The organism is Methylobacterium sp. J-072, from assembly GCF_022829425.1.
GTDB lineage: Bacteria > Pseudomonadota > Alphaproteobacteria > Rhizobiales > Beijerinckiaceae > Methylobacterium.
In genome coordinates this window covers 20,939-36,272 of the sequence record NZ_JAKSYK010000031.1, presented here as the reverse complement: position 1 = coordinate 36,272, position 15,334 = coordinate 20,939, and the positions used below count along the sequence as shown (strand labels likewise).

The window sequence follows — 15,334 nt, the reverse complement described above, 5'->3', positions numbered from 1 at the left end:
GCCGGGTTCAGCGCAGCGTCTTGGATATCAGCGCCCCTGGGACACGACGCTGCCTTGGCAGGGCGGTCGGCTGAGCGGACACAACCAATGGTCCGGCCCTGATCGACGATCATCCCACCCAATCCCCTCACCCTGAGGTGTGAGCGAAGCGAGCCTCGAAGGAGCCCTCCAGCGGGCCGCGCGATCCCTGGAGGGCTCCTTCGAGGGCGCCGCTGCGCGTCGCCACCTCAGGATGAGGGGGGGGTGGGTTGGACGGGCGCCGATCAAGCCTTAAGCCGCGCGCACCGTCTGGAGGAAGTCGCCGATCTCCCGGCGCAAGGCTTCGGATTGCGTCGAGAGGCTCGCTGCCGAGGCGAGCATCCGTGTGGCGGCGGTGCCGGTCTCGTCGGCGGCCCGGGCAACCGCGTCGATCGTGCCGGTGACCGAGCCGGTCCCGGCCGCCGCGTCGGCGATGTTGCGGGCGATTTCCTGGGTCGCGGCGCCCTGCTGCTCGACGGCGGCCGCGATCGAGGTCGCGACCCCGTCGATCTCGCGGATCCGGCCAGTGATGCCGTCGATGGCGCCCACGGTCTGGCCGGTCGCGCCCTGGATGCGGCCGACCTGGCCGGTGATCTCGTCGGTGGCCTTGGCGGTCTGCGCGGCGAGCGCCTTCACCTCGGAGGCCACCACGGCGAAGCCGCGCCCGGCTTCGCCGGCCCGGGCGGCCTCGATCGTGGCGTTCAGGGCGAGCAGGTTGGTCTGGCCGGCGATGTCGGAGATCAGCCGCACCACGTCGCCGATCCGGCCCGCGGCCTCGCTCAGCTCCTGGACCAGCCCCGCGGTCTGCCCGGCCTGGGCCACCGCGCCCCGGGCGAGGTCGGCGGAGCCGTCGACCTGCCGGCCGATCTCCTGGACCGAGGCGCCGAGTTCCTCGGCTGCCACCGCCACGGTGCCGACATGGGCGGCCGCCTCCTGCGCGGCGCTCGCCACCGCGGCCGAGCGCTCGGCCGTGCGGGTCGCCGTGTTGGTCATCGTCTCGGCATTGGCCCGGAGGTCGAGGGCCGCCTCCGTCACCGCCGCGAGCACACCGCCGATCGCGGCCTCAAAGCCGTCGGCCATCTCCTCGACGGCGCGCCGCCTCTGCGCCTCGGCGCCCGCCCGGGCGAGCGCGGTCTCCTCCTCCAGCGCGCGGGTGCGGATGAGGTTGTCCTTGAACACCTGCACGGCCGCCGCCATGGCGCCGATCTCGTCCCGGCGTCCGGTGCCGGGGATCGCCACGGTCGCGTCGCCCTCGGCCAGGCGCCCCATGGCGCCGGTCATGCGCTGGATCGGGCGGGCGATGCCGAACAGGGCGAACAACATCGCCGCGACGGCGACCGCCAGCCCCACCGCGGTGGCGACCAGGGCGGTGAGCTTGGCCGAGGCCGCGGTGTCGGCGGTGGCGACGATGTTCGCGTCGGTCTGCGACCGCGCCAGGTCGATCGCCTCGGTGAGGCTGGCGACCGCCGCCTCGCTCTGGGCGCCGGTCTCCGGATCGAGCACCAGCTTGAGGGCGCCGTTCGTGTCGCCGGCGATCATCAGCTCGACCACTTGGAGCTGGACGTTCTGATAGGCGTTCCAGGCGGCGGTGAAGCGCTCGTAGGTCTCGCGCTCCCGGGGCGTCGTCAGGCGGTCCTGATAGGCCTGGCGCAGTTCGGAGAGTGCCCCGAGGCCGTCGGTCAGCGCCGTCTGGTTCTTGTCGAGGGTCGCGAAATCCGGCGAGCCCACGACCAGCTTGTAGAGCTTCAGCCGCACGTCGCGCACCGCCATGCCGATGGCCTCGGCTTGGTTCTGGGCCGGCAGCCAGACCTGCGAGACCTCCTTGGCGTCCTGCTCGATCTCGGACAGCCGGACGACACTGACGACGCCCTGGCCGGCGGCGGCGAGGGCGAGCAGGCCGATGGCGCCGCACAGGACCATCTTCAGGGAGAATCGCATCGGGGCTTCCGTCGTCGCGGCCGGGCGGCGCTTCAACCTTGATGATCTCTATGATATTTCTTAACGGTCTGCTGCGCGTCGACAGCTATTCGTGACTACAGCCACTTCTTCCAGCGGAAGAAAACGTAGGGAAGGACCGCGGCGACGACCATCATGACTACGGCCATCGGGTAGCCAAACGAGAGTTCTAGTTCCGGCATGGACTTAAAATTCATGCCGTAGATCGACGCAATCAGCGTCGGCGGCATGAAGACGACGGCCATCACCGAGAACAGCTTGATGATGTTGTTCTGTTCCAGGTTGACCAAGCCGAGTGTCGCGTCGAGCAGAAATTGAATTTTCGTGGAGAGGAAGGTCGCGTGTTCCTCCAGTGATTGAAGATCGCGCAGGGTCGAGCGGACATCCTCTCGCAGGTCGCGGGGCGCCTTGTTGGTCCGATAGGTCGCCGACAGCGACAACAGAATCCGCTCCATCGAGACCAGGCTCTCGCGCTGCTTCGAGATCAGGTCGCCGAGTCGTCCAAGCGCCCGCAACGTGTCCTGAAGGGCGGTGTTGCGCGCCGACGGGTCGGCCTGCACTTCAAAAATCTTGCCCGACAGGCGGTCGATGCGCTCGCCCTGGAGCTGGAGCACGTCCGCCGCCCGGTCGATCACCGCCTCGATCAGCCCGGCCAGGATGGTCTCGCCGGAGAGCGCGGAGGTGTTGCCGTTGCCCATCGTGCGGCCGGCGCGCTGCGTGTACATCCGGAAGGCCTGCGGCTCCTCGTAGCGCACGGTGACGAGGCGGCTGCCGCGCAGGATGAAGGTGATGCCGGCGAGCCCCGGTTCCTCGGCATCGCTGACCTTCGAGAGCACGCGCCCGGTCATGTAGCGGGCGCCCTCCTCGACATAGAGCAGCTCCGAAGGCTCAATGTCCTTCATCTCCTCGCGGGTCGGAACCTCGATGCCGGCGAAGGCCTCGACCTTCAGTTCCTCCTCGCGACTCGGGCGGATCAGGTCGAGCCAGACGGTGTCCTCGGGGATCGTGTCCTGAAGGTCGACGATTCGGCGCTCAAGCAGCGAGGATCCGGCGCCGGTTGCGGGCTGGTGGATGAAAATCACGAAGCGGTCTCGGGTGCGAAGCGGTCACAAGTCGGCGCTAGGTCCGGTCCGCATCCGGCACGGCGGCTCCAAGCGCAAGCTGCGCCGTGGGTGTGGCGTTGTTTTCTGACGCTTCCGTGACATCGCGGCCCGCTTCGACGGTTCCGCCCAGCCCGCTTCGGCGTTCAGTTGCAGCCTTCGCAGACGCTGTTGTCGATCTTGTCGGTCAGTTCACGTTCGCGCCGCTGCTCCTGGCGCGAGGGCACCTCGCCGGGGCCCAGCGACGTGCCCGGCGGCTTGGTCACGCCGAGGCTGTTGGTGTTCGGCGCCGTGATCGTCGAGGTCGGGCCACCGCCGGTGCCGGTCTGATCGGGCGCGCGGGGCTGCGCCGCCAGGGACGCGGGCAGGGCGACGCTCAGCACGGCGAGGGCGAGCAAGCGGGTCGATGCTGTGGTCATGACACCTCCAGTCATCTGAAGAAGGTCAGATTCCCCAGCAAGTTGCAAGCCTCCACGGTGCAAGCCTCAGCGACGGCGCGGGGCCTCGCGCCGGAAGACGCCGACCATCTCGACATGGTCCGAGTGCCGGAACTGGTCGACCGGCGTCACCGATTCGAGCCGGTAGCCGCCCGCCGTCAGCGTCGCCGCGTCCCGGGCGAAGGTGCCGGTATCGCAGGCCACGCCGATCGCCAGCGGCACCCGCGCGGCGGCGAGCTGGCGCGCCTGCGCCTCGGCGCCGGCCCGGGGCGGATCGAACACCACCGCGTCGAACCCGTCGAGCTCCGTGGGCAGCAGCGGCCGGCGGAACAGGTCCCGGCGCTCGGTGGTGATCTGGCGCAGGCCCGTGGCGGCCCGGGCCGAGCGGTCGAGCCCGCTGAGCGCGGCCGTATCCGCCTCGACGGCATGGACCGCAGCATTCCGGGCCATCGCCAGGGCGAGGGGACCGCAGCCCGAGAACAGGTCGGCGACGCGCCGCGGGCGGCGTCCCAGGGCCGCGACGGTGAGGTCGGTGAGGACCGCTTGCCCGGCCGCGGTCGCCTGCAGGAAGCCGCCGGGAGCCGGGTAGAGGCGGCTCTCGCTGGATGTCACCGAGACGGGCTCGGCCTCCATCAGGCGCTCGCCGTGGAGCGACAGACGGGCGAGGCCGAGTTCGCCCGCGATCCGCACCAGCGCGGAGGCGACACCGCCGCTCACCGGCCCATGCCCGCGCAGGTCGATGTCGAGGCCCTGGTCGGTGGCGGTCACGGCCACGTCGAGGGGCTTGCGGCCGTGGCCGAGCGGTGCTGCGAGACGGCGCGCCACCGCGGGGGCCGGGTGCAAAGCCGGCACGGTGATCGGACAAAGGTCGATCGGCACCAGCGCGTGGCTGCGCGCCGCCATCAGCCCGGCCTCGCCTTGTCCGTCGATCTCCCGGACATGCAGGGTGATGCGACGGCGCCCGGCGCCGTGCGCGTCGATGGCGGCTTCGGGCTCGATATCGAGCCGAGCCTGCGACAGGGCCTGGGCGACGAGGCCGCGCTTCCAGGACAGCTCCGCGGCCGGCGCGAGGTGCTGCGTCCGGCAGCCGCCGCAGCGCATGTAATAGGGGCAGAACGGCTCGACCCGGTCGGGCGAGGCCTGCTCGATGCCGAGCAGCTCCGCGCGCTTTCCCTCCCGGCGGATCGTCACCCGCTCCCCGGGCAGCGTGTAGGGGACGAGGAGGCCGTCCTCGGCGATGCCGTCGCCGCGGGCGCCGAGGTCCTGGATCGTGACCGTTTCGCTCATGGTAAGGTTGCGCCGATCAAAAATTCGGAATTGCCGTCGCCACCCGGCACGGGCGAATCGATCAGGCCCAGGATCGTCGCGCCGAGCCCCTCCAGCACGCCGCGCACGGTCGCGCAGACCTCCGCGTGGACGGCCGGGTCGCGGACCAGGCCGCCGCGTCCGACGCGCTCGCGCCCGGCCTCGAATTGCGGCTTGATCAGCGCCACGATCGCGGCGCCGGGTGCGAGCAGCGCCGGCAGGGCCGGCAGCACCAGCCGCAGCCCGATGAAGCTGACATCGACGCTGGCCAGTGCGGGCCGCGGGACGAGGCGCATCGGGTCGAGCGTGCGGATGTCGGTGCCCTCCAGGCTGGTGACCCGCGGATCCGCGGCGAGCCGCGGATGAAGCTGCCCCCGGCCGACATCGACCGCGTGGACATGGGCCGCGCCCCGGGCGAGCAGCACGTCGGTGAAGCCGCCGGTCGAGGCGCCGACATCGAGGCAGGCGAGGCCCGCCGGGTCCAGCCGGAACGCGTCGAGCGCCGCCGCGAGCTTGAGGCCCCCCCGCGAGGCATAAGGGTGTTCGGGCGCGGCCTCGACCTGCGCGCCCGGGTGGATCGTCTCCGAGGCCCGCGCCAGGGGCCGGCCGTCGACCCGCACCAGCCCGGCCCGGATCGCGGCCTGCGCCCGCGCCCGGCTCTCGAAATGGCCGTGCTCCACCAGGAACAGGTCGGCCCGTTTCGGCGAGGGATCGGGGCGCGCGGGCGCCGTGCGATCCGGTATGGGCCGGTCTCCGGTCATCAAGGCTTTACGGGCTGGCGCCAGGGATACGGCGAAGGTTTCGGGGTCCGGCCCTGTCGAACGGGCGGCACGCATCCTACCTAGACCGGGCTTGAGAGGAGAGCCACCGTATGACACGCATCCTGCCGCTGCTCGCGCTGCTGGGCCCCTTCGCGGCGAGCGGCGCCCTGGCCCAGGAGCCGCCGGCAGCCGCCAAGCCCGCCGAGACGTTCCAGGCGCCCGTGAAGAACGCCAAGGGCGACACGATCGGCACGATCGCGATCCGCGACGGCGCCAACAGCCTGGTGCTGCGTGTCGCCATCCAGCCCGGCGGCCTCCCGCCCGGCTGGCACGGCATGCATTTCCACGCCGTGGGCGATTGCTCGGATCCGAAATTCCTGAATTCCAAGGCCCATGTGAACCACGACCAGAGCAAGCATGGCCTGCTCAATCCGGACGGGCCCGACGAGGGCGACCTGCCGAACCTTTACGTGGTCCAGGACGGCTCGGCGAATGCCGAGGTAACCAGCGAGACACCGCTCACCGGCGAAGGCGGCCTCAAGGACGGTGACGGCTCGGCGCTGATCATCCACGCCAACGAGGACGACCACACCACCCAGCCGATCGGCGGCGCCGGCGACCGGGTCGCCTGCGCGGTGATCAAGTAGGACTCATCAGCCCGGGTTGGGGGAGGGCACCAGGGGCGGGATCGGGCGTGGACGCCCGGCCTCGTCGATCGCCACGAAGGTGAGGGTGGCCTGCGTCACCCGCTCGCGGACTTGGGTGCAGAACCGGCGGGCCCAGGCCTCGACCTCGATCTTCATCGAGGTCCGGCCGACATGCGAGACCCGGGTGTAGACGCACAGCACGTCCCCGACCCGGACCGGGCGGATGAAGGTCATCGCGTCGAGCGCTACCGTGACGACCCGGCCCTGCGCCCGGTCGACCCCCGCGATGCCGCCGGCCTGATCCATCTGCGTCAGAACCCAGCCGCCGAAGATGTCACCGTTGGCGTTGGTGTCGGCCGGCATCGCGATGGTCCGGACCGTCAGATCCCCGCGCGGCAGGTCCGTCTCGGGGGCCGGCGTCGCCACGCTCTCGCCCGCTACGCGTCCGACGTGCTGCATGCCGTCCATCCGCCTGTCCCGCCCGCCGTCAGAGAAGGATGCCGGCGAGCTTCAGCCCGGCCGCAAGCAGAATCGCGGCCGCGCCCAGGATGCATTCGAACGGGATCGATTGCCAGAGATCCGGCGTCGCCGCCGCGGGCTCGGCGCGCTGCGCGATATCGTTCATCGGGTTTCCTCCCGGGCGGGCCGATCTGTCGCCGGTCCATCCCTTTCCTGCACTATACGGCATGAGGCCCGGGCGTGCATCCCGAATCGCGGCACGAAAAAGCCCGGCGGCTCGTGTGAGCCGCCGGGCCGTTCAGGGTCTCGATCCGCTTAGTAGTAGAACCGGCGACGGTAATACGGACGACGGTAGAACGGGCGCGGGCCGTAATAGAACCGGCGGCGGTAGTAGGGACGGCGGTAGAACGGCCGCGGGCCGTAGAACCGACGGCGGTAGTAGTACTGGGCCTTCTGGGCCACGGCCGGCGCGGCGTCGGCCGGCAGGGCGATGCCCGGGCCGACCGGCGCAGCCGACGCGCCCTGCGGCGCTGCAGCCGCGAAGCCCAGCACCAGCAGGGCCGCGAGCAGGAATTTCCTCAGCACGTCTCGACTCCCTTCGCGTGATTGCGTCTTCGACGACGAACCGCGCGAGGAACGACAATCCCCCCGGCGGTCCGAACCGCTGCAACGCACGGGCGACGAGAAGCGTTGCAGCGTAACCGCTACGGAGAATCGGACAGGGTTTATTTTTGACCGTCGCCACCGGGACCGGTGACAGCGCCTCGCAAACGAGCACGCCGCATCAACGCGTTCGGCATTCGGTCGCGTGGCTGCGGCCCTGCGCTCAGGCGATCTTGGTGGTCATATCCTCGATGCGGGCCTCGGCGCTCTGTCGGACCAGCGCGATGCCATGCTCGCAATCCTCGCGGCGGCTATAGCCCTCGCCGGAATCGGCGATCACCTCTCCGTTCCGCGCCCGCAGGCGCCAGCGCCACTCGCCCTTGGCATCCCGATAGACTTCGAACCGCATGGGGCACGCTCCCGTCCGACCTGTCGGTGAGATGGGATGCTCCAGGCAAAAAAGAAGCCGCCCCGGAAGTCTCCTCCCGGGGCGGCGTTGATCGGTTCTAGGAAAATCCTGGTTTCAAAAGGTCCGTGACCTTTTGCGGGTGCAGGGTGGAACCCTGCTGTCGGGCTTCGCCCGATGCTTCAGGGACTTCGCCCCCGAACCCCGCCAAAGGGCCGAGCCCTTTGGGAACCCGGTTTTCAGGACCGGGGCGACCGCTCCAGCCAGCCGATGGTGCGGCCTTCGCCGTTGCCGCCGCCGGCGCTGCGCGGGCGGGCATCGGCCCGTTGGGGCCGGCTGTCGCGGGCCGGGCGCGCCTGCTGCTGGGCCGGACGCTCGCCCTGCGGACGGGCGGGCCGGTCCGAACGCGCGTCGCGTCCCTGCGGAGCGGGGCCGCGACCCTCGCCCCGACCGTCCTGCGGACGGCCCTGGCGGGGGGCACCCTGGCCCTGGCCGCCGCCGAAGCCGCGACCGCCTTCCGGGCGACCCTGCTGGGGACGGCCCTGCTGCGGCCGGGACCGCTGGCCCGGACGACCACCGGCCGGACGCTGCTGCTGGCGCTCAGGCCGGCGCTCTTCCTCGCGGGCGATGTCGGCCGCTTCCTGTCGCGACGGGGGCGTGAAGCCCTCGGGGAAGCCCGCCACCGGCACGCTCTGGCGGGTCAGCCGCTCGATGTCGCGCAGGTAGGCCCGCTCCTCGTCGTTGCAGAACGAGATCGCAAGACCGGTCGCCCCGGCGCGCGCGGTGCGGCCGATGCGGTGGACGTAGCTCTCCGGCACGTTCGGCAGGTCGAAATTGATCACGTGGCTGACGCCGTCGACATCGATGCCGCGGGCGGCGATGTCCGTGGCCACCAGCACCCGGCAATCGCCGTCGCGGAAGGCCTGGAGCGCCCGCTCGCGCTGCGGCTGGCTCTTGTTGCCGTGGATCGCGGCGCCGGCGATGCCGGCCTTGTCGAGGCCGCGCACCACCCGGTCCGCCCCGTGCTTGGTGCGGGTGAAGACCAGAACCCGGTCGATGGCCGGATCGCGCAGGATGTGGGCGAGCAGGGCCTGCTTCGCGCCGGTATGGGCGAAGATGACCTTCTGCTCGACGCGCTCGGCCGTGGTCGCCACCGGGGTGACGGCGACCTGGACCGGATCCTTCAGATACTGGCTCGCGAGGCCGGCGATGTTCTTCGGCATCGTCGCCGAGAAGAACAGGCTCTGACGCTGGGCCGGCAGCATCTTCACGATGCGCTTGAGAGCGTGGATGAAGCCGAGGTCGAGCATCTGGTCGGCCTCGTCGAGGACCAGGATCTCGACGCCCTCGAGGGTCAGCGAGCGGCGCTCGATCAGGTCGATCAGCCGGCCCGGGGTGGCGACCAGGACGTCGACGCCGGGCGCCAGCGCCCGCTCCTGGCGGCTGATGGTAACGCCGCCGAACACCACCGTGGTGGTGTAGGACAGGTAACGGCCGTAATCCGCGAAGGATTCGGCGATCTGGTTGGCGAGCTCGCGGGTGGGCGAGAGCACCAGCACTCGGCAGCCGCGGCGCGGGGCCCGGCGATCCGAGAGCGAGAGGCGGTGCAGGATCGGCAGCGCGAAGGCCGCGGTCTTGCCGGTGCCGGTCTGGGCGATGCCGCAGAGGTCGCGGCCCTCCATGGCCGGCGGGATCGCCTGGGCCTGGATCGGGGTCGGCGTGACGTAGCCAGCCTCGCCGAGTGCCCGGAGCACGGGCTGGGCAAGGCCGAAATCGGTGAATTGGGTCAAAGAGATATCCGATGCAGCAGGGCCGGCCGGGCGCTTCGCGTCATGTGCGAGCAGCGCAGAATTCAGGTCGGTCCGTTGGCAGGGGGCAGCCCGCGTGATGGGGCAGCCCGGGTGCATGCACGTTATGAAGAGGGGGGCCGGATCACGCCAGGAGGCGCCCGATCCGTCACGCAGCCCCCTCAAGCGGGCCATGACGGCCGCTGACGCTGCACTGCCGATATGCCGGTGTGCGGCTGCGAAGTCAATGCAAAGCTGTGCCCGGCAGGACATGGCACCGATCGCATGGGCGCACGTCTCGGCGACTTGTCATTCCCGAGGCCCTGACGACGGGCGCAAAGTGGTGTGGTAAATTGCTCCGTGAAGGCTGAGGATCTGGCGATGCGGTTCGTGACCGACGCGAAGGTGGCTGCCGACGGCCGAATGGTTCTGCCGCAATCCGTGCGCGAGGCTCTGGGCGTCACGGGCGAGACCCGGCTCGTCGTCACGGTCGATGGCGACGAGGTACGCCTCTCACCGGTCGGCCACACGGTGTCGAAGCTTCAGGCTCTTTACCGCGAGAACGCCCGCTATGATGCCGATTCCTCTGCCTTCCTGAAGGAGCGCCGCGCCGAGGAGGAAGGCCAGGATTCGGTTGCGTGAGTGCCGTCGTCTTCGACACCTCGGCCGTCATAGCGCTTTTGCGTGGTGAGCCCGGAGCCGATTTGGTCGCACGTTACGTCGGTCAGGCAGCTATGTCCGCGGTGAACCTTCAAGAACTGGTCAAAGCTCTTCTTCTGCGAGGATTGGATCTGCCAGTTATCGAGACATTGGTGCAGAACCTGCGGCTCGACATACACGCGCATGATCGCGAGGCCGCCTTCGCGGCTGCGTTTCTAACGGACGCGACGCGGCAGTTCGGGAGCGGGATCGGCGATCGAACCTGCATGGCACTTGCGATGAAGCTTCGTTTGCCGGTGCTCACGACCGATAGGGCGTGGGCCAAGATCAGCGTATCCGGCTTGACTGTCGAACTGGTCCGCTAACGCCACGCTCGTGATACGAAAGTGGGCCGCACGGTCTCGAAGGAATACCGAGACTCGGCCCGCGTCAGGCCGCCAGCCGCCGCGTCTGGCGGTAGAGGCCTGCTGTCAGACCCGCGAACAGCACCAGGCCGCCGATCAGCGCCGGGCCGCCAAAACCGTCGCCCACCAGCGCCAGGGCGCCATCGTCGCCCGACACGTAGACGATGATCGCGAAGGCGACGCCCCAGAGGCTCTCGCCGACGATCAGGCCCGTAGCCGTGAGGGTGCCGAGCCGGACCGCCCGTTCCGGATCGGCCTGGCGGCGCGCCCAGCGCTCGTAGACTGTGCCGATCACCGCGCCCGCCACCAGGGGCAGGATCAGCTTCATGGACAGGTAGATCCCGAAGGCGGCCGCCAGCGGCGGGAGGCGCAGGCGCTTCAGCCGGCCGAGGGTTTCGTCCAGGGCGATCAGCCCTACGCCCGTAACCGCGCCCCAGCCCAGCATCCGCCAGTTGCCTTCGCCGGACAGCACGCCCTTCGCCAGGGTCGAGATCAGGCCGGCCTGCGGCGCCGCCAGCGCATTCGGCCCGGCCCCTGGCGCCCCGACGAAGCCGAAGCTCGTCGCGAGCACGTTCAGCACCGGCGGTATGATCACCGAGCCGAACACCACGCCGACCACGAGGGCCGCCTGCTGTTTCCACGGGGTCGCGCCCACGAGCTGGCCGGTTTTGAGGTCCTGCAGGTTGTCGTTCGCGATGGCGCAGATGCTGAACACGATGCCGGTGACGGTCAGCACGTAGGCGACGAGCGCGCCGCTGCTCTCCGCGTCCGCCCCGCGGCCGAGCAGCCCCAGCAGCATCACCGAACTCGCCAGCGCGGCCAGGATGCCGATCCCCGACAGAGGCGAGTTGGACGAGCCGATCAGCCCGGCCATGTAGCCGGTCACCGCCGCCGCCACGAGCCCGATCACGAGGACGAACAGCAGGCTGCCCGCGACCAGCAGCGCGCCGTGACGCTCCAGGCTGGTGCCGGCGAGGACGTCCCACAGAAGCCAGCCCATCGGCAGGAGCAGGCTCAGCGAGACGAGGCCGACGACCGCGATCGGCAGGTCGCGCTCTTCGAGGGCCAGCGTCGCGCCGGCCTGACGCGCCCGGCCGGCGGCCAGGGCCGAGCGGATGCCGCCCAGCACCGGGCCGGCGATCCGGATCAGGGTCCAGATCGCCGCGACACCCATCACGCCGGCGCCGAAGAACCGGACCTCCTGGCGGAACGCCGCGCCGACCCAGGCCTCGACGGACACGTCCGGCATCGGATGCTGCGCGGTCAGGACCGGGACCAGCACGGCCCAGCCGATCACCAGTCCGAGCGCCATCGCGGCCCCCACCGACAGGCCGACGAGATGGCCGACGCCGAGCAGCGCGAAAGACAGGTTGCCGCCGATCCCGGTGGCGCCGGCACCGACCCGGAACCAGATCGCTGCGCTGTCGAGCACCAGCCGGGTCTGCGCCAGGGCCGCGAAGCCGGCCGAGGCCAGGCTGTTCCAGACCAGGATGCGCAGGCCCAGCGCGCTGTCCGCCGCGCCGGTGGCGCCCTGGGTGCCGAGCGCCAGCACCTCGGCGGCGGCGCGTCCCTCGGGATAGGGCAGGTCCGAATCAACCACGAGGGCGCGGCGCAGGGGCACCGAGAACATCACGCCCAGGATCCCGCCGGTCACGGTGATCCCCGCGGTGGTGAGCCAGGGAAAGCCGTGTCACCAGCCGATCATGACCAGCCCCGGCAGCACGAAGATGATGCACGAGAGCGTGCCCGCCGCCGAGGCGACGGTCTGGACGATGTTGTTCTCCAGCACCGTGGCGCCGGGGAGGTGGCGCAGCACAGCCATGGAGATGACCGCCGCCGGGATCGATGTCGCGAAGGTGAGCCCGACCTTGAGGCCGAGATAGACATTGGCGGCGGTGAACAGCAGGGTCAGCACGCCGCCGAGCAGGATGCCGCGCCAAGTCAGTTCGGCTGGATTGGCACCGCTGGTCATGCGAATCGGGCTCCGAGATCGAATCCTTCGAGTTTATCGGTCGTCGACTGCGGAAGACAACCAGCCGAAGAAGCGGATTTTTCGGACCGGTATACATAAATTTAGAGGGAATTAAGCCAATTTTATTGAGATATGCTGACAGATTAAAAATCTATACTGTGCTGAAGGTGCCGTTTCTAAAAACGTGGATATCTCATGCCGTCGCTATCCAGCCGGACCTTGGGCTGCGCGGGCACGGTGTGCTAATCTCAGGGCATGCAGATCGACGAAGAGCGCATTGACGAGGCGGTGCTCGCCCTTCTGTGGCTGACGCTCCACAACGAATGTCGGGCCTGGAAAGGGTTCGACTGGGCGACCCTCGGCCGCCTGCACGCGAAGGGGCTGATCGACGATCCGGTCGGCCGGGCCAAATCCGTGGTGCTGACCGAGGAAGGCTTGCGCCAATCCGAGGCGCTGTTCACGCGCAAGGCTTGAGCGCCGCGGTTCAGCGGCGCTGCAAACACGTGTGTCAGGAGAAAAGCAGGACCCGAAGCCGTGATCTCGGCCTGGTGCCGACCGATCAGCTTTCAGAGGGAAAGCACCACAACAAACGTGTGGTGCGGCCAAGAGGACTCGAACCTCCACCCCTCGCGGGACTAGCACCTCAAGCTAGCGCGTCTACCAATTCCGCCATGGCCGCATCGGACGCGAAGATACGCCCGTTCGCCCGAACGCTGCGACCTCCGGGGAATCCCTCGGGTCGCCGTCATCTCGGGCGGCGCAGCGGATAACAGATCGATCCGCCGCCGACAAGCGCTCCGCTCAAACAGAAGCGTAGCTATCATCCAGGAACGGCGTCGCGCTGTCGCCGATGGTGGTGCCGGGCTCGATGATCGCTGCCGCCTTGCGGATCAGCTCCGTGACCTCGACCGAGATCCGGTCGCCGGTCACGACGATCTGGCCGCGGGCGATCGGGTGGTCGTTGGCCAGGATCTCGACCATGTCGCTGTCGCTGGCTTCCAGCTCGATCACGGCGCCGCGGCCCATGCGCAGCAGCATGTGCAGCGGCATCCGGGCTCGGCCGAGCACCACCGTCAGATCGACCTTCAGGGTCTCGAAGACCGCCACCGCCTGCCCATCCCGTCTCGCAGCCGACCCGGAGCATCAAAAACTTGCCACCGCCGGCCGCGGATGTTGAAGGCTTCGACCATCGACGCAGGATAGTGAACCCTTGGTAAACGCAGCCCGCCTCACGGTCTCGCCGCACGCCTTTCCGAAGCGGCCCGGCTCGGATCCGGTCGCGGGGCCGGTGTCCTGGCGCGTGAGCGACGCGCCCGTAGGCTACGCGGACGCAGTCGCCTGGATGGAGGCGCGGGTGGAGCAGATCGCGCGGGGCACGGCGGCCGAATGCGTCTGGCTGCTCGAGCACCCGCCGCTCTACACCGCCGGCACCTCGGCCAAGCCCGAGGACCTCGTGGCGCCCGATCGATTCCCAGTCCACGCCACGGGGCGGGGCGGCCAGTACACCTACCACGGCCCGGGCCAGCGGGTCGCCTACGTGATGCTCGACCTCGACCGGCGCAGCCGGGACCTGCGCGCCTACGTGGCGAGCCTGGAAGGCTGGCTGATCGAGACGCTGGCGGCCTTCAACGTCCGGGCCGAGCGCCGGGAGGACCGGGTCGGCGTCTGGGTTCGCCGCCCGGAGAAGGGGCCCGGGGTGGAGGACAAGATCGCGGCCATCGGCATCCGGGTGCGCCGCTGGGTCAGCTTCCACGGGATCAGCCTGAACGTCGAGCCGGACCTGTCGCATTTCGCCGGCATCGTGCCCTGCGGCGTGCGCGAGCACGGGGTGACGAGCTTGGTCGATCTCGGCCTGCCGGTGAGCCTGGTGGAGGTCGATATGCAGCTGCGGGCGGCGTTCGAAGAGATTTTTGGGGCGACGGTGATCGAGGCGGAGTCGTAAGCGCGCCGCGTCCCGGACGACGCGTCCGGCGTGGCTATCGTATATCGTACGGTGATGGAGGGGCGGCCAATGCGCTCGACGAGATACGCGGATGAGATCGCCAGCGCCGACGAAGGCGGTGCGCGCATCGAGCGTCTGAGGATCAGGGCCACCGGCGCCGATGAGATCCGCTTCTCCTGGTGGAAGGACGGCCGCTTTCAGGCACGGCCCCTGGATCTGCCGGAGGACGACCTTCTGCGGCTTCTGCGCAAGGCTATCGATGAGGGCGTGTTCTCCGAGGTCTTCGTCGGAAATCTGCGGCGGATGCTCGGCTCCGACGTGTCCGCGGCCATCCCGGAACACAGCATGGTCACACTATCCGACGACTTGGCCCTGAAGGACGGACGCAGCCTGCCGGAAGGCGCCCGCGGCGCCGTCGTGTTCGTCCACGGCGACGGCGAAGCCTACGAAGTGGAGTTCATCGAGCCCTTCCACGCCGTGGCCACGGTTCCGGCGCCGAGCTTGTCCCGGATTCCGGAGGCGTGACCGCCACCATTCCGCCTCGCATCGTCCCGCCGGCCAAGCTCACCGACTACCTGCTTCGGCCGGATCATCCCGTGGGTGGTTCCAAGGCGGCGTTCTTTCAGGCCTTCGGCTTCTCGCTCGACCGCCCGGACGTCATTACGGCGGCCTTCGTCGCCCATCCGGACCACAATCCCGTCGCGGATACCGAGCACAACCGCTGGGGTGTCAAATACACCGTCCGCTGCCGTGTCCGGACGCCGGATGGCCGTGATCCCTGCATCCTGACGGTGTGGATCGTTCCGCCGGGCGAGACCGGTGCCCGCCTCGTCACAGCCTATCCCGATGATGGCCGCTGACGCGGCAACTCGGAATT

The 15,334-nt window shown here is 69.7% G+C and carries 18 protein-coding genes, 1 tRNA gene and 1 pseudogene; 7 read left to right on the top strand and 13 right to left on the bottom strand.

Annotated features, from left to right (window positions below):
• Positions 1 to 270: 270 nt before the first annotated feature.
• The 5 genes from MKK67_RS02755 to MKK67_RS02735 form a co-directional block, all read right to left on the bottom strand.
• A complete protein-coding gene (locus MKK67_RS02755; protein ID WP_243962116.1) occupies positions 271 to 1,956 on the bottom strand; it encodes a methyl-accepting chemotaxis protein in 1,686 nt (561 codons plus the stop codon).
• Between the two features lie 95 nt (positions 1,957 to 2,051).
• Complete coding sequence (locus MKK67_RS02750; protein ID WP_243962115.1) at positions 2,052 to 3,056, bottom strand: magnesium transporter CorA family protein; 1,005 nt, start codon at positions 3,054 to 3,056, stop codon at positions 2,052 to 2,054.
• A 164-nt stretch (positions 3,057 to 3,220) separates the two neighbouring features.
• Complete coding sequence (locus MKK67_RS02745; RefSeq protein WP_243962114.1) at positions 3,221 to 3,493, bottom strand: hypothetical protein; 273 nt, start codon at positions 3,491 to 3,493, stop codon at positions 3,221 to 3,223.
• Between the two features lie 66 nt (positions 3,494 to 3,559).
• Positions 3,560 to 4,798: a class I SAM-dependent RNA methyltransferase gene (locus MKK67_RS02740; protein ID WP_243962113.1), complete on the bottom strand. Its 1,239-nt coding sequence runs from the start codon at positions 4,796 to 4,798 to the stop codon at positions 3,560 to 3,562.
• Positions 4,795 to 5,577 carry a TlyA family RNA methyltransferase gene (locus MKK67_RS02735; protein ID WP_243962112.1) on the bottom strand — a complete coding sequence of 261 codons (783 nt, stop codon included), beginning with the start codon at positions 5,575 to 5,577 and terminating at the stop codon, positions 4,795 to 4,797. The genes MKK67_RS02740 and MKK67_RS02735 overlap by 4 nt, the downstream gene beginning before the upstream one ends.
• Before the next feature lie 110 nt (positions 5,578 to 5,687).
• Between MKK67_RS02735 and MKK67_RS02730 the strand changes: the two genes are divergently transcribed.
• Positions 5,688 to 6,224 carry a superoxide dismutase family protein gene (locus MKK67_RS02730; RefSeq protein ID WP_243962111.1) on the top strand — a complete coding sequence of 179 codons (537 nt, stop codon included), beginning with the start codon at positions 5,688 to 5,690 and terminating at the stop codon, positions 6,222 to 6,224.
• Positions 6,225 to 6,230: 6 nt separating this feature from the next.
• Here the strand turns inward: MKK67_RS02730 and MKK67_RS02725 are convergent, their stop codons facing one another.
• From MKK67_RS02725 to MKK67_RS02705, 5 genes are all read right to left on the bottom strand, one after another.
• Positions 6,231 to 6,683: an acyl-CoA thioesterase gene (locus MKK67_RS02725; RefSeq protein ID WP_243962139.1), complete on the bottom strand. Its 453-nt coding sequence runs from the start codon at positions 6,681 to 6,683 to the stop codon at positions 6,231 to 6,233.
• A gap of 28 nt (positions 6,684 to 6,711) precedes the next feature.
• Positions 6,712 to 6,849 (bottom strand): hypothetical protein, encoded by a 138-nt coding sequence (locus MKK67_RS02720; protein WP_243962110.1) that lies wholly within the window; start codon positions 6,847 to 6,849, stop codon positions 6,712 to 6,714.
• A gap of 149 nt (positions 6,850 to 6,998) precedes the next feature.
• Positions 6,999 to 7,268: a hypothetical protein gene (locus tag MKK67_RS02715; protein WP_092036095.1), complete on the bottom strand. Its 270-nt coding sequence runs from the start codon at positions 7,266 to 7,268 to the stop codon at positions 6,999 to 7,001.
• A 241-nt stretch (positions 7,269 to 7,509) separates the two neighbouring features.
• Positions 7,510 to 7,695 carry a YegP family protein gene (locus MKK67_RS02710; protein ID WP_243962109.1) on the bottom strand — a complete coding sequence of 62 codons (186 nt, stop codon included), beginning with the start codon at positions 7,693 to 7,695 and terminating at the stop codon, positions 7,510 to 7,512.
• Between the two features lie 236 nt (positions 7,696 to 7,931).
• The gene (locus MKK67_RS02705) at positions 7,932 to 9,482 is read right to left on the bottom strand and encodes a DEAD/DEAH box helicase (protein ID WP_243962108.1); all 1,551 of its coding nucleotides are present in this window, start codon (positions 9,480 to 9,482) and stop codon (positions 7,932 to 7,934) included.
• Between the two features lie 378 nt (positions 9,483 to 9,860).
• Between MKK67_RS02705 and MKK67_RS02700 the strand changes: the two genes are divergently transcribed.
• Positions 9,861 to 10,121 (top strand): AbrB/MazE/SpoVT family DNA-binding domain-containing protein, encoded by a 261-nt coding sequence (locus MKK67_RS02700; protein WP_243962107.1) that lies wholly within the window; start codon positions 9,861 to 9,863, stop codon positions 10,119 to 10,121.
• The gene (locus MKK67_RS02695; RefSeq protein WP_243962106.1) at positions 10,118 to 10,504 is read left to right on the top strand and encodes a PIN domain-containing protein; all 387 of its coding nucleotides are present in this window, start codon (positions 10,118 to 10,120) and stop codon (positions 10,502 to 10,504) included. The genes MKK67_RS02700 and MKK67_RS02695 overlap by 4 nt, the downstream gene beginning before the upstream one ends.
• 64 nt (positions 10,505 to 10,568) lie before the next feature.
• On the opposite strand, the pseudogene MKK67_RS02690 reads toward MKK67_RS02695, so the two are convergent.
• A pseudogene (locus tag MKK67_RS02690) lies at positions 10,569 to 12,515 on the bottom strand (OPT family oligopeptide transporter).
• 255 nt (positions 12,516 to 12,770) lie between these two features.
• On the opposite strand from MKK67_RS02690, the gene MKK67_RS02685 reads away from it, so the two are divergent.
• Entirely contained in the window at positions 12,771 to 12,989 is a 219-nt protein-coding gene (locus MKK67_RS02685; protein ID WP_243962105.1) for a DUF6429 family protein, read from the top strand.
• A 120-nt stretch (positions 12,990 to 13,109) separates the two neighbouring features.
• Here the strand turns inward: MKK67_RS02685 and MKK67_RS02680 are convergent.
• Positions 13,110 to 13,194, bottom strand: a tRNA-Leu gene (locus MKK67_RS02680).
• 122 nt (positions 13,195 to 13,316) lie between these two features.
• Positions 13,317 to 13,622 (bottom strand): FliM/FliN family flagellar motor switch protein, encoded by a 306-nt coding sequence (locus tag MKK67_RS02675; protein WP_243962104.1) that lies wholly within the window; start codon positions 13,620 to 13,622, stop codon positions 13,317 to 13,319.
• A gap of 103 nt (positions 13,623 to 13,725) precedes the next feature.
• Between MKK67_RS02675 and lipB the strand changes: the two genes are divergently transcribed.
• The 3 genes from lipB to MKK67_RS02660 are packed head-to-tail and all read left to right on the top strand — an operon-like array spanning position 13,726 to position 15,317.
• Positions 13,726 to 14,457, top strand: a complete 732-nt coding sequence (gene lipB, locus MKK67_RS02670) for a lipoyl(octanoyl) transferase LipB (protein ID WP_243962103.1) — start codon at positions 13,726 to 13,728, stop codon at positions 14,455 to 14,457.
• Between the two features lie 54 nt (positions 14,458 to 14,511).
• The gene (locus tag MKK67_RS02665) at positions 14,512 to 14,982 is read left to right on the top strand and encodes a DUF4926 domain-containing protein (RefSeq protein ID WP_243962102.1); all 471 of its coding nucleotides are present in this window, start codon (positions 14,512 to 14,514) and stop codon (positions 14,980 to 14,982) included.
• Positions 14,979 to 15,317, top strand: a complete 339-nt coding sequence (locus MKK67_RS02660; RefSeq protein ID WP_243962101.1) for a DUF6883 domain-containing protein — start codon at positions 14,979 to 14,981, stop codon at positions 15,315 to 15,317. The genes MKK67_RS02665 and MKK67_RS02660 overlap by 4 nt, the downstream gene beginning before the upstream one ends.
• The last annotated feature ends 17 nt before the right edge of the window (positions 15,318 to 15,334 follow it).